13 protein-coding genes, 1 tRNA gene and 1 pseudogene are annotated in these 13001 nt (G+C 67.6%); 4 read left to right on the plus strand and 11 right to left on the minus strand.

Features of this window, described 5'->3' with window-relative positions; all coding sequences use genetic code 11:
- Positions 1-96: pseudogene (locus AB0P29_RS15480) on the plus strand (IS5/IS1182 family transposase); the annotation flags it as partial.
- 91 nt (positions 97-187) lie between these two features.
- Here the strand turns inward: AB0P29_RS15480 and AB0P29_RS15485 are convergent.
- From AB0P29_RS15485 to AB0P29_RS15525, 9 genes are all read right to left on the minus strand, one after another.
- Positions 188-493, minus strand: coding sequence for a transposase (locus AB0P29_RS15485; RefSeq protein WP_253034370.1), 306 nt, complete (start codon positions 491-493; stop codon positions 188-190).
- Positions 494-798: 305 nt separating this feature from the next.
- A complete protein-coding gene (locus tag AB0P29_RS15490; RefSeq protein WP_363381042.1) occupies positions 799-1185 on the minus strand; it encodes an antibiotic biosynthesis monooxygenase in 387 nt (128 codons plus the stop codon).
- Positions 1182-2222: a sugar phosphate isomerase/epimerase gene (locus AB0P29_RS15495; RefSeq protein ID WP_253034372.1), complete on the minus strand. Its 1041-nt coding sequence runs from the start codon at positions 2220-2222 to the stop codon at positions 1182-1184. The genes AB0P29_RS15490 and AB0P29_RS15495 overlap by 4 nt, the downstream gene beginning before the upstream one ends.
- Positions 2219-3337: a Gfo/Idh/MocA family oxidoreductase gene (locus AB0P29_RS15500; RefSeq protein ID WP_363381046.1), complete on the minus strand. Its 1119-nt coding sequence runs from the start codon at positions 3335-3337 to the stop codon at positions 2219-2221. The genes AB0P29_RS15495 and AB0P29_RS15500 overlap by 4 nt, the downstream gene beginning before the upstream one ends.
- Positions 3337-4308, minus strand: a complete 972-nt coding sequence (locus tag AB0P29_RS15505; protein ID WP_363381049.1) for an ABC transporter permease — start codon at positions 4306-4308, stop codon at positions 3337-3339. Before AB0P29_RS15505 ends, AB0P29_RS15500 begins: the two co-directional genes overlap by 1 nt.
- A complete protein-coding gene (locus tag AB0P29_RS15510) occupies positions 4305-5837 on the minus strand; it encodes a sugar ABC transporter ATP-binding protein (protein ID WP_363381052.1) in 1533 nt (510 codons plus the stop codon). Before AB0P29_RS15510 ends, AB0P29_RS15505 begins: the two co-directional genes overlap by 4 nt.
- Positions 5830-7023, minus strand: coding sequence for a Gfo/Idh/MocA family oxidoreductase (locus tag AB0P29_RS15515; protein ID WP_253034376.1), 1194 nt, complete (start codon positions 7021-7023; stop codon positions 5830-5832). Before AB0P29_RS15515 ends, AB0P29_RS15510 begins: the two co-directional genes overlap by 8 nt.
- Before the next feature lie 104 nt (positions 7024-7127).
- Positions 7128-8288, minus strand: a complete 1161-nt coding sequence (locus AB0P29_RS15520) for a substrate-binding domain-containing protein (RefSeq protein ID WP_253034377.1) — start codon at positions 8286-8288, stop codon at positions 7128-7130.
- Between the two features lie 93 nt (positions 8289-8381).
- Positions 8382-9209, minus strand: a complete 828-nt coding sequence (locus tag AB0P29_RS15525) for a sugar phosphate isomerase/epimerase (protein ID WP_363381056.1) — start codon at positions 9207-9209, stop codon at positions 8382-8384.
- Positions 9210-9321: 112 nt separating this feature from the next.
- Between AB0P29_RS15525 and AB0P29_RS15530 the strand changes: the two genes are divergently transcribed.
- Positions 9322-10470, plus strand: coding sequence for an ROK family protein (locus tag AB0P29_RS15530; RefSeq protein ID WP_253034379.1), 1149 nt, complete (start codon positions 9322-9324; stop codon positions 10468-10470).
- A gap of 32 nt (positions 10471-10502) precedes the next feature.
- Here AB0P29_RS15530 and AB0P29_RS15535 read toward each other — a convergent pair whose 3' ends face one another.
- Positions 10503-11090, minus strand: coding sequence for an IS3 family transposase (locus tag AB0P29_RS15535; protein WP_363381059.1), 588 nt, complete (start codon positions 11088-11090; stop codon positions 10503-10505).
- A 618-nt stretch (positions 11091-11708) separates the two neighbouring features.
- A tRNA-Pro gene (locus AB0P29_RS15540) sits at positions 11709-11782 on the minus strand.
- Between the two features lie 104 nt (positions 11783-11886).
- Between AB0P29_RS15540 and AB0P29_RS15545 the strand changes: the two genes are divergently transcribed.
- Together AB0P29_RS15545 and AB0P29_RS15550 are read left to right on the plus strand one after the other, a co-directional pair.
- On the plus strand, positions 11887-12465 hold the full coding sequence (locus tag AB0P29_RS15545; protein WP_253034381.1) for a GNAT family N-acetyltransferase: 579 nt from the start codon (positions 11887-11889) through the stop codon (positions 12463-12465).
- On the plus strand, positions 12462-12965 hold the full coding sequence (locus AB0P29_RS15550; protein ID WP_363381061.1) for an O-acetyl-ADP-ribose deacetylase: 504 nt from the start codon (positions 12462-12464) through the stop codon (positions 12963-12965). The genes AB0P29_RS15545 and AB0P29_RS15550 overlap by 4 nt, the downstream gene beginning before the upstream one ends.
- Positions 12966-13001: the final 36 nt, after the last annotated feature.

Raw genomic sequence — 13001 nt, forward strand, 5'->3', positions numbered from 1 at the left:
GCCACCCGCTACGACAAACTCGCGATCACCTACCGGGCCGCTGTCATCCTCAACGCCGTCATCGCCTGGACCCGGCAATTGTCAGACATGCCCTAGGTGCGGATAACACCGCCTCATCGCTACTGTCAGCCCCATGGGGAGATCTACCTATCGAAGCGCCACGGCGATGATCGCCGTGCTCGCGGACTCACGAGCGGGTAGAGCCCTTTGGGCCGGACAGGTTCGCCTGCGACAGATACGCCGCCGCCCGCCGAAGGATCTCCACCCCCTGCTCCAGCAGCCTCACCCGCTTACGCAGCTCACGATTCTCCACGACCTCACTCGAGCTGACTCCAGCGCGGCGGCCCCCGTCGATCTCGGCGATCTTCACCCACCGCTGCACGCACGACTCAGAGATCCCGAAGTCCTTCGCGATCTGCGCGAACGACGACTCCCGCTCGAGCGCGATCGCAACGACGTCGCCCCGGAACTCCTTGGGAAACGGCTCGGGCATGAGGACATCCTTCCAGCCGGCCGTCGCCGGACAGGGAACCCGATAGGAACGAAACCGAGGGCGATTCAGAGTGTCGGAATTCCGGGCCCAGGCTGAGTCCATCGGGTTCGATCGATGTGACCGAGTTCAGACTCGTGAGAGCTGAACCATGCCCTCGTCAGTCATGGCGACCTGCCGGCTCAGCTTCCAGCTTGATCTGATTGCTCGGTGGACCCTCTACGCAGCCGGATATGGCGACTGGACACCCTCGTCGCCTTTGCCACGATATGCTCAACCTCATCCTCGCACCACGGCCACGTGACCGGTCAGGCCGAAGCCGATACCATCCGAGTGCCCATACGGACGGAAACGCCGCCTTCCTCGAAGAAGCTCAGCGCCACCGCTTCCCATTCCTCGTAGTGAGGTGCATCACGGTGCGCGGCAAGGGCAGTCCCGTCGGCGTAGACCTCGTAGATGCCGTAGAGGCAGACGGCGGGATCGAGGGCAACGATGTCGTACTGCAGACAGCCAGGCTCGGTGGCGAGTGATCGCTCGGCGAGGGTCGCGGCGGCGGCGAGGAAGCGAGCTTCCTCGGCCGGGCGCACACGGAGTGTTACCCAGACCACGGTGGCGCCATCGATGTGAGGGATCAGCGTCGCAGCGCTAGAGGCGTCGATGGCACCGGGCGCCGGAGTGGAACGGGAAATGGTCATTGGTTCGAGAAGGCGGCGTCGAAGGAGGCTGCGGGCGTGGGCCAGAGCAGCGATCGCACGAAGCCCACGGCCTCGGCGGCGCCGTGCAGGCGGTCCATGCCGGCGTCCTCCCATTCGATCGAGATCGGGCCGGTGTAGCCGATGGTCTCGAGGGCGCGGAACGAGTCCTCCCACGGCACGTCACCGTGTCCAGTCGAGACGAAGTCCCATCCGCGGCGCGGATCGCCCCAGGGCAGATGTGATCCCATCACACCGGCGCGGCCGTTCGTGGGGCGCAGGCGGGTGTCCTTGCAGTCGACGTGGTAGATGCGGTCCTTAAAGTCCCAGATGAAGCCGACCGGGTCGATGTTCTGCCACATCATGTGCGACGGGTCCCAGTTGAACCCGAACGCCTCGCGGTGGCCGATGGCCTCGAGGGTGCGCACCGAGGTCCAGTAGTCGTAGGCGACCTCGCCCGGGTGCACCTCGTGCGCGAATCGCACTCCCTCGGCGTCGAACACGTCGAGGATCGGGTTCCAGCGCGCCGCGAAATCCTCGTACCCAGCCTCGATCACCGAGGCCGGCACCGGCGGGAACATCGCCACGTACGGCCACACCGACGACCCGGTGAACCCGACGACAGTGTCGACACCCAGCTTGCGGGCGACGCGCGCCGACCGCTTCATGTCCTCGGCCGCGCGCTGACGCACGCCCTCTGCGTCCCCGTCGCCCCACACGTAGGGGCGCAGGATCGCCTGGTGGCGGAAGTCGATCGGCGCATCGCACACCGCCTGACCGGCGAGGTGATTCGAGATCGCGTAAACCTTCAGGCCGTGACGATCCAGGATCTCCAACCGCGACGCCAGGTAGGCCGGATCGTTATCCGCCCGCTGAAGGTCGAGATGGTCACCGGAGGCCGCGATCTCCAGTCCGTCGTAGCCCCAGGAGGCGGCGAGACTGGCGACCTCCTCGAACGGCAGATCCGCCCACTGACCCGTGAACAGAGTGACCGGGTGCGACGACGATCCCGCACCGGCCGCGCCGCCCGCCCCGCTCACGCCGCGCTCGTCTCGACCGGCCGCACCGCGGCGACGTCGACCCACTGGCCGCTCGTCGAGGAGGCGACCACGGCATCCGTCAGCTGCGCCGCCCGCACGCCGTCAGTGAAGGTCGGCAGCCCGTCGACAGCCTCCCCGGAAATGGCCGCGTGCACGTCGCGCACGAACAGGGTGAAGCAGTCCTGGTAGCCCTGCGGATGACCCGACGGCACGCTCACGTACGAGCGGGCGGCGGCGTCGCCGAAAGTCTCGAGGCCCTTGGGCAGCAGGGAGACACCCTCGGTCGAGCCGACCCAGAGTTCGTTCGGGCTCTCCTGGTCGAAGGCGTACGAACGCTGCTCGCCGTCGAGCGAGAGCCAGAGCCGGTTCTTACGCCCGGGGCTGGCCTGCGAAATCACGACGGATCCGGTGGCGCCCCGGTCGGTTTGGAACATCATGGTCACCCCGTCCTCGGTCGAGACCGGTACCTCACCGCCCTGTGACAGTCGAGTGTCGTGCAGCCGCGAGCGCTGGGCGAGCAGCCGCTCGATGCGGTGGCCGGTGGTGAACTCGAACAGGTCGCACCAGTGCACGCCGATGTCGGCGAAGGCGCGCGAGGCGCCGTCATCGACCCGCCAGTTGTAGCTCGACCGCTCGGCCATCCAGTCCTGCAGGTAGTGGCCGTGGGCGAGCCAAATCCGCTCGCCCGAGGTAGCGATGCGAGCGCGGGCCTCGCGCGCGGTCGGGTAGAAGCGGTAGACGAAAGGCACGGCGTGCACCACGCCGGCGGCTCGGGCGGCGGCTTCGAGGCGCGCGGCCTCGCCGGCACCGAGCGCGAGCGGCTTCTCGCACACCACGTGCTTGCCGGCCGCGATGGCGGCCTCGGCGAGCGAGACGTGCTGCGCGTTCGGGGTGCAGATGTGCACGATGTCGACGTCGGGGTGGGCGATCAGCTCCTCGGCGCTGAGCGCGAGCGGCACGCCCGCCTCCCCGGCCGCGGCCCGGGTGCGCTCCGCGTCGCGACCCGCGTAGGCGAGCACCTCGCCGCCGGTCGCGCGCACCGCGGCCGTGTGCACACGGCCCATGAAGCCGGTGCCGATGATGCCGCTGCGCAGCGGCCGGCGGGCGCCGGTCATCACTTCTTCCTCGACAGGGCCACCGCGGCGATGATGATGGCGCCGCGCACCACCTGCTGCTGGGCCACGTCGAGCCCGGCGAGGATGAGGCCGTTGTTGATCAGGCCCATGAACAGTGACCCGAACAGGGTGCCGATGATGGCGCCGCGGCCACCGAACAGGCTGGTGCCGCCGAGGATGACCGCCGCGATGACGGTGAGTTCGTCGCCCTGGCCCCACTGGAAGCGGCCCGACTCAAGTCGCCCGGCGTAGAGCATGCCGGCCAACGCCGCCGCCATGCCCGAGATGAGCAGCACGGTGAACTTGATGCGGGCGGTGCGGATGCCGGTGTAGGCCGCTGCGGTCGGGTTGCCACCGGTGGCGAGCACCTTACGGCCGTACCCGGTGCGGTTCATCACGACCCAGCCCACGGCCACGGCAAGTACGGTCCAGACCAGCAAGCCCGGCACGGGACCGAAGTCACCGCCGCCGAAGATCATCACGTAGAGGCGGTCGGTGATCGGCTGCGGAGCCGAGGAGGTGATCCACTGCGCGAGGCCGGCGGCGAGGCCGAGCATGCCGAGCGTGACGAGGAACGACGGGATCTTGAGTAGCGCCACCAGGCCGCCGTTGATCGCGCCAATCACGGCGCCGGCCGCAAGACCGGCGATGATGCCGGGGATGAGGCCGAACTGCGTCGTGGTCATCGCCGTGACCACCGAGGCGAGGCCCGCGATCGAGCCCACCGACAGGTCAATCTCGGCGGTCGCGATCACGAAGGTCATCGCGATGGCCATGATCGAGATCGTGGCCGTCTGCCGCACGATGTTGAGCATGTTGTTCGGCGAGAGGAAGCCGTCGCTGCCGAGGAAGATGGCGAACAGGATAAACACCACCACGAAGGCGATGTAGATGATGTTGCTGCGCCAATCAAGGCGGGCCGCGACGCGCGCGGCGAGGGAGGGCCGGGGGGCCGTCGTGGGGCTGCTCATGCTGCCTCTCCTTGGATGATGAGTTGGAGCTGTTCTTCGCTCTCGACGTCGGTGCGGGCGAGTTCGCGGGCCGAGCGGCCCTCGCGGATGACGACGATGCGGTCGGCGACGGCGAGCAGCTCGGGAAGTTCGGACGAGATGAAAACGACGGCGTTGCCCTGCGAGGCGAACTCGCGCACGATGTCGAGGATCTCGGTCTTGGTGCCGATGTCAACACCGGCGGTGGGCTCGTCCATGACGAGGATGCGCGGTTCGGTGTTGATCCACTTCGCCACGACGACCTTCTGCTGGTTGCCGCCCGAGAGCAGGCTGACCGGGGCGTACGGATCGGCCACCTTCACGGCGAACCGCGTCACGAGCTGGTCGGTGAGCGCCCGCAGCTTCGCCATGGAGAGGAAGGCGCCCGACTTCACTCGGCCGAGCACCGGCAGGGTGAGGTTGTCGGAGACGGAGTGCTGGAGCACGAGGCCCTGCTCGCGCCGGTCCTCGGGGATGAGGGCAACGCCCGCGTCCTGCGCCGCGATCGGGCTGCCGAACCGAACGGCCTGGCCGTCGACGCGGAGGGTGCCGCGGGTAGGCTTGTCCATGCCGGCCACCACGCGGGCGAACTCGGTGCGACCCGAGCCCATGAGGCCCGCGAGGCCGACGATCTCGCCGGCGCGCACGGTGAGGCTCACGTCGTCGAGCACCGAGTCGCTTGCGATGCCAGCGGCCTCGAGCAGCACGGGAGCATCCGGCGCGAGGGCGCGGTCGCGGTAGACCAGGTCGCTGGCGAGGCGACGGCCGATGATGGCCTCGATGATCTCGGCGGCGCTCAGCTCGGCCACAGCCGAGGAGAGCACGACGCGGCCGTCGCGCAGCACGGTGATGCGGTCGGCGACGCGGCGGATCTCGTCCATGCGGTGCGAGATGTAGACGATCGCGATGCCGCGCGCCTTGAGGGTGTCGATCAGCGTGAACAGGTTCTCGACCTCGTGCTTAGCCAGGCTCGCGGTGGGCTCGTCCATCACCAGCACGCTGGCATTCTTGGCGAGTGCCTTGGCGATCTCGACCAGCTGCCAGTAGGCGGTGCCGAGGTCTTCGACGCGGGCCTTCGGGTCGATCGTTACGCCGAGGCCGTCGAACAGCTCGCGGGCGGCGCGCTCGGCGGCGCGGTCGTCGACGAGACCGGCGGTGCCGCGCAGCTCGCGGCCGAGGAAGATGTTCTGCGCCACCGTCATCGACGGGATGAGGCTGAACTCCTGGAACACCATGCCGATCCCGGCACGCTCGGCGTCGGTGGTGTTGCGGATCTCGACCCGCTCGCCCTTCACCTCGATGGTGCCCGAGGTGATGGGGTGCACGCCCTGCAACACCTTCATCAGGGTCGACTTGCCGGCGCCGTTCTCACCGGCGAGGGCGTGCACCTCACCGGCCACGATGTCTATGTCGACCGACTTCAGCACCTCGACCGGGCCGAATCTTTTCACGATCTGCTGCATGCGCACCGCGGGGGCGGCTGCGGCGGATCCGCCGGAGATGTCAGACATCGGCCGAGCCCGCGGCCGCGGCATCCGGAACCGACACCCACTGGCCGGTGCGACCCGACTCAAGGATGGCCTCATCGACGAGGGCGGCCTGGTAGCCGTCGGTGAAGTTGGGCGAGACGGAACCGCCCTCGACCACTGCCTTGATGAAGTCGTGGGCCTCGATGATCTTGGTCTCGCCGTACCCGATGCCGAGCGCGGGGATGGGCCAGAGGGACTCGCCGTAGGGCGTGTTCGGGCCCGTGTAGACGGTGCGGAAGCCGCGGCGGTCGCCAGCATCCTTCTTGAACGCCACCTGCAGCTCGTCGCGGTTCTCGTAGTTGAAGAAGATCGAGCCCTCGGTGCCGTGGATCTCGAAGGTGATGTAGTTGTTGCGGCCCCACGCGTTGCGGGTGGCCTCGATCGAGCCGACGGCGCCGTTGGCGAACCTCACCAGCGACATGGCCTCGTCATCGACGTCGACCTCGCCGCGCGGGCCGTCGTCGGAGGTGCCCGAGGCGCCGAGGTTGTCGAAGCCGCCGGACTGCAGCGGGCGGGTGGGGATGAAGTTCGACACCACCGAGGTCACGGCCGAAATCTCGCCCACGAGGTAGCGGGCCAGGTCAACCACGTGCGAGCCGATGTCGCCCACGGCGCCCGATCCGGCGATCTTCTTCTGGAAGCGCCAGCTGAGTGGGGAGTTGGGGTCGGCACTCCAGTCCTGCAAGTAGGTGCCGCGGAAGTTGAGGATCTCGCCGATGGCGCCCTCGTCGATGTACTTCTTCGCCAGCGCCACGGCCGGGGTGCGGCGGTAGTTGAAGGCGACCGCGGTGACCACGCCAGCCTTTTCGGCGGCGGCGAGCATGCGGCCCGCCTCTTCGGCAGTGGGGGCGAGCGGCTTCTCGCAGATGATGTGCTTACCGGCCTCAGCCGCCGCGATGGCGATCTCGGCATGCGAGTTGTTTGGGGTGGCGATGTCGATGACGTCGATCGACGGATCGGCGATCACAGCGCGCCAGTCGCTCGAGTAGCCCTCCCAGGCGTAGCGCTCACTGGCGGCGCGGGCGAGTTCGTCGGTGACGTCGACGACGACCTTCTTGACCGGGCGGGCCGGTGCGGGCGAGAAGAACATGGGCATGGTGGCGTAGGCGAGCGAGTGGGCCTTGCCCATGAAGCCGCCACCGATCATGGCGATGTTGATGTCCTGCATGGCTGCCTTTCGGAGGGAGGGAGGAACGATGTGAGGGGTGCTCGGTGGGGGCGACCGGGTCGCCCCCACCGAGCGGATGGGGTGGTGCGAGTGGTGTAGATCCGTCAGTCGACGTAGGCGTCGCGGACCGCGGCGGGGGCCTCGGATCCGTAGACCGTCTCCCAGGCCTCGAGAACGTTGGCGTGGTCGACGGGGAGCGAGCTCAGCGCGACGTAGGCCGGGACCTCCTGGCCCAGGATGCTCAGCGCGGCCAGGTCGGCCTCGGCCACGCCCTGGTCGAACGGCAGCTGGGCGCCGAGGCCGACGATCATCTGGTTCTTCGCCAGCGCGATCGCGACATTGGTACCGAGGTCTTCGGTGGCGATCTTGATGTCGGTGCGGCCGGTTTCGCGCGCCGCCGCCATCACACCCTCGGCCGGGACGTCCCAGACAGCCCAGATGCCGTCAAGGTCGGCGTTCTTGGTGAGCATGGCGTTCGCAACGCCCTGCGCGTCACCGGCGAAGTCGGGGCCGGCGATGCCCTGCTCCTGCACGATCTCGATGTCCGGGAACTTCTCGGTGATGGTGTTCTTGAAGCCCTCGTAGCGCTGCTTCGTCACGAAAAAGTCGGCCTCGTGGAAGATGACGCCGATCTTGCCCTGGCCGCCCAGCGAGCGGGCGAGCAGGTAGGCGCTGGTGACGCCGTTGCCGTAGTTGTCGGCCGAGACCATCGACACGTAATCTTCACCGGCGACGAAGCCGTCGGGCACGTTGTCCATGAAGACCAGCTTCACGCCCTGCTCGGCGGCCTTGCGGTACGCGCTGGCGGTGGCCACCGGGTCGGTGGGGATCGAGACGATGATGTCGGGGTTCTGGGTGAGGACGGTCTCGATCTGCGAGACCTGGGTGGCCGGGTCGAAGTCGGCGTCGGTAGTGGCTATGACCTCGATGCCGAGGCGGTCGAACTCCGAGTTGAGGCCGTCGATCTGAGCGTTGGCCCAGTCGTTGCCGCCGTAGTGCATGACGATGGCGGCCTTCAGGCCCATGCCCGCGATCTCGGCGGCCTGCTCGTCGGTGACGACGGTGGTGTCGACCGAGGAGGGCTCCTCGCCGTTCGGGCCGGTGCTGAGGACGGTACCGGTGATCTCGGCGAGGGCCGCGTCGATCTCGGCCGCGACGTCGCTGTCGACCTCGGTGGTGGTGCCGCCGCCGGCGGGCGTGCAGCCCGCCAGGGCGAATATCGCGGCGGCCGCCGTGACGGCGACAAGCGCGTTTCTGATCTTCATCCGTGTGCTCCTTTGCTGTGGGTGTTCAGGTGGTTCGGGTCGTGCTCGTTCGCGTGGTCGGGCCGGGTGAGCCGTCCGCGACAAGTGCGGCGCTCAGGCGCCGAGCTTGCTGGCCTTCAGATAGTCGAGGCTGCGAGCCGCCGCGGCGGCCTGGTCGCCCGGATAGCCGTCGAGCTCGACGGTGACCCAGTCGTCGTAGCCGGCCGCCAGGGTGGCGTCGATCACGGCGGCGAGGTCGAGGTCGCCCTCACCGAGCGGCAGGAAGGCGTTGGTGGCCAGGTCGATGTCCTTGAGGTGCAGGTAGTCGAGGCGGTCGGCGTACTTTGTGATCACGGCCGCCGCGTCGCCGCCTCCGCCCGCGATGTGCGCGACGTCGGCGCACAGGCCGATGGTCGTCGCGGCGAACAGCGCGTCGATCTGTTCGGGGGCCTGGGCCAGGCTGCCGAGGTGGGGGTGGTAGCTCGCGATGAGGCCAGCCGCGCGGGCCCGATCCGCAACCGTGCTGAGGAACTCGCCGGCGACGACGAAGTCCTCGTCACGACGGCCGGTCGAGCGGATCGAGCCGCCGCCGACGACGTAGTGGCGGGCACCCGCGGCCGCAGCGAGCGCGATGGAGCGCTCGAAGCGGGCCAGCTCGTCGGCGTGGGCGTCGGGGTAGATGAAGTGGCCGCCGCTGTAGACGCCGGTGACCTCGAGGCCCGCCGCGCGCACGGCAGCGGTGAACTCCTCCATCGTCTCCTCAAACGGCAGGAGGTTCCCGTCGAACAGCTCGATACCGGTGTAGCCGGCCGCGGCGATCGTTTCAAGCGTCGCATGCACGTCGCCGGGGGTGACGTAGAACCCGGTGCCGAGATCGGTGACCGCGTTCGGGTTGCCGATCACACCGCCCCAGGCATTGGCCTCGTAAGCAAAGTTCACCACTTCTACCTCCTTGTAGACGCCAGCGACGTCAAGCAGACGCTACCGCTTTTGACATCTGGATGTCAATACTCAGGCTGGAACGCCCACAGTACTAACTAGTAAAGTCACTAACGTGGATGTGACAACCGGCGCCGGGGACCTGCTCCAACTTCTACGTGATGGTCGCCCACGCACGAGGTCCGATCTGGTGAAGGAGACAGGACTCGCCCGCACGAGTGTCGTCAATCGGCTCGGAGCGCTGATATCGGCTGGCCTGGTGGTGCACGCGGGGACGTCGGAAGCCTCGGGAGGACGGCCAGCCGGGCGCGTCGTATTTGAGCAAACTTCGCGCGTCACCATCGGCGTAGATCTCGGAGCGACCCACGGTTCAGTCGGTGTGCTCGATTTGTCGGGCAGGATTCTCCGGCAAGAGGATCGCGGGCTAGATATCGCGGAGGGACCGGAGGCGACCCTTCGATGGGTGAACGAAACTGCCTTGCAGCTGCTCGACCAAACTGGCTATGACCAGACGCGGCTTCTTGGCGTCGGGGTCGGTGTTCCCGGTCCTGTGGAGCACTCAACGGGTCGCCCGATCCGTCCGCCGATCATGCCCGGCTGGGACGGCTTCGACATCCCAAACTTCATCCGTTCGCAGCTCGACACGCCGGTCTTCGTTGACAACGACGTCAATCTTCTAGCCCTGGGCGAGCGAGCCTCTCTGTGGCCAGACACCGATGACCTACTCTTCATCAAGGTCGCCACGGGCATTGGAGCCGGAATCATCGCCGGCGGCGTACTGCAGCGCGGCTCGCGCGGCTCAGCTGGAGATCTGGGTCACGTTCAGGTCCCGGGTGCCTCGGCTGATGGACCCGATTTGGAGGCGACAGCCAGCATCCCTGCGATCGCGAACGACCTCGACTCAAAGGAACGACCGCTCAAACCAGACCAAGTCGTCGACCTCATCCGGACTGGGGACCCTGACGCTGTAGAAGCTGCACGCAACGCCGGGAGAGCGATTGGCGAAGTCACCGCGATGTGTGTGAGCCTCCTTAACCCCTCGGTCGTGGTGGTAGGTGGCCAGCTGGGCGCGAATGTGCAGGAGATCATCGCCGGAATACGCGAGATCGTCTACCGGAGATCCATACCACTGGCTACCCAGCATCTCAATATCGTTCCAGCCCGCGGCGGTTCGGGTGCAGGAATCCGGGGGGCCGGACTCATGGTCCTCAACGAGCGACTCAGCCCAGACGCAGTCGACAAACTTGTCGCAGGTTTGAGCTGACACATCCGGCTGAATCGCCCTGGGCTTCGTTCCTATCGGGTTCCCTGTCCGGCGACGGCCGGCTGGGGTGATTCCTGGTCAGCGTAATACGCGGCCTCGATCTCGGCAGGGGTGCGGTAGCCGAGCTCACCGTAGAGGCGTGAGTTGTTCCACCACCACACGTACTCGAGGGTCGCGAGTTCGACTTGCTCGACCGTCCGCCACGGGCCGCGGCGGCGGGCCAGTTCGGTCTTGTAGAGCCCGTTGACCGCCTCGGCGAGGGCGTTGTCATGCGAATCGCCCACGGTCCCGGTGGAGGGTTTCGCGCCAATCTCGACGATGCGATCCGTGTAGACCACGGAGAGGTAGTTCGACCCGTGGTCGGCGTGGTGGACGAGCTCATCGAGCGGCCCGGTCGCGTTGAACGCGGCCATGATCAACGCCTGGAACGGCAGCACGTCGGCCTTCAACGTCAATGCGACGTTCCAGCCGACGATCATGCGGGAGAACACGTCGATCACGAACGCGGCATACGCGAACCCCGCCCACGTCGCGACATACGTGATGTCCGCGACCCACAGTCGCCGCGGCGCGGGGGCGGTGAAGTTCCGTATCTCCGGGACGAGCAGGTTGTCCTTCAACTGCCGCGCCGAGGCGGGCGGGTCTTCGCGGTCCGATAGCCGCGGGAGGTAAGGAACCCTCGCACCACGTCCCTGAGGACACGGCAGATGAGCTCGACCCCGAACTGAGCCCGGTGCATGTCGATGAACCGGATCATCTCCTCGAGGGTCGGTCGAGCTCTCCTCCACCATCCGAAACGCCTTCTCCGCATCTCGGGCGAGTATCTCTGATTCATCGGTTCCATCCTTGCTTGGAGAACGGAACGAAACCCAGGGCGATTCACACCTCCGGAAACGGGGACCTCACCATCCCTCGCCCAGGCAGAACGCACCCGCCTCAAGTGACCACGTCAGATTCCTCAGTCTCCGAAGTCGCGTCAACGCGCATGCGAACCTGAAACCGAGCCTGCTCGCATCACCCGCCGAAGAGATACCGGCGCCCCCAAGCTCAACGAACGATGTGGCGCGCCCGAAAACGGGCGCGCCACATCGCATTTGAGCGTTTCGGTTCACCACGCGCTCTCCAGAATGACACCAAAGCGAATCGCGGCACGAAAAAGGAGATGGGCACTGGCGCGAAGCCAGTGCCCATCTCCTTTTTCGGCTGTTCTGCAATCAGTATCACCAACAGCCCACCGGTCGGGATGACAGGATTTGAACCTGCGACCCCTTGACCCCCAGTCAAGTGCGCTACCAAGCTGCGCCACATCCCGGTCCGATGCCCTCGCGGACAACTCCCCTATCCTAGCCGGTCCGCAGCCCCGCCGCGAACCGCCACGGGGTTCCGCGTGTCCGAGCACGGGACTACTCTGCCCGGATGACGCAGATCACGATCGAACCGGCGCGGGCCGACCGCTTCGCCGACGCTGAGCACGCCCTCACGGGCGGCGGCGACGGAGCGGATTGCTGGTGCCAGTGGTGGATGCTCGCGCCAAAGGACTTCGACACCACCTCGCAGGCGGAGCGGCGCGAACGACTGCGGATGGACCTCACCGCCGCGGTCCCCTCGGCCATCATCGCCTACGTCGACGGCGAGGCGGCCGGATGGGTCAAGGTCGCTCCTCGCCCTGCCCAGCCGCGACTCGCGCGCACGCGCAACGTCCAGCAGTCCCCCGAGCCCATGGACGACCCATCGGTCTGGGCGATCACCTGCTTCGTCGCCCGCACAGAGCACCGCTCGAAGGGAATCGCGTCGAAACTGCTCGACGCCGCCGTCGAGCATGCTCGAGCACACAGCGCCCGCGCCGTCGAGGGCTACCCGCTCGACACGGAGATCAAGCGGTTCTCGAGCAACGAGCTTTATCACGGGACGCTCTCCGCCTTCCTCGGCGCTGGCTTCACCGAGACCGCTCGCCCCGGCGCCGCTCGTCCGATCGTCGCGAAGGCCCTGTCGTGACGCGCGTCACCCTCGTTCGGGGCGACATCACGCGCCAGCACGTCGACGCCGTCGTCAACGCCGCCAACCGGGCGATGCGCGGCGGGGGCGGCGTTGACGGTGCCATCCACCGTGCGGGCGGACCCGGCATCCTCGCCGACTGCATCGCACGTTTCCCTCACGGCCTCGCCACGGGGGATGCTGGGTGGACGACCGCCGGCGACCTATCCGCCCGCTGGGTGATCCATGTCGTCGGCCCCAATCACACCGCCGGCGAACGCGACCGCTCCCTCCTGACGTCCTGCTACCGTCGGGCGCTCGAGGTCGCCGACGACCTCGGGGCGACGACCGTCGCCTTCCCGCTCATCAGTGCCGGGATCTACGGCTGGCCCCTCGACGACGCCGTCGACGCCGCCGTCTCAACCCTGCAGGACACGCCGTCGCAAGTCGCCGAGGCACGCATCGTCGCCTTCGACCAGGCCATGTTCGACCGCGTCGAACGGCGGCTCGCGGCATCCTGACCCGCCTACGATGGATCCCGCGACCGGGAGGGGGAT

This window comes from Microbacterium sp. NPDC080220, from assembly GCF_040686395.1.
Lineage (GTDB): Bacteria > Actinomycetota > Actinomycetes > Actinomycetales > Microbacteriaceae > Microbacterium > Microbacterium gawkjiense.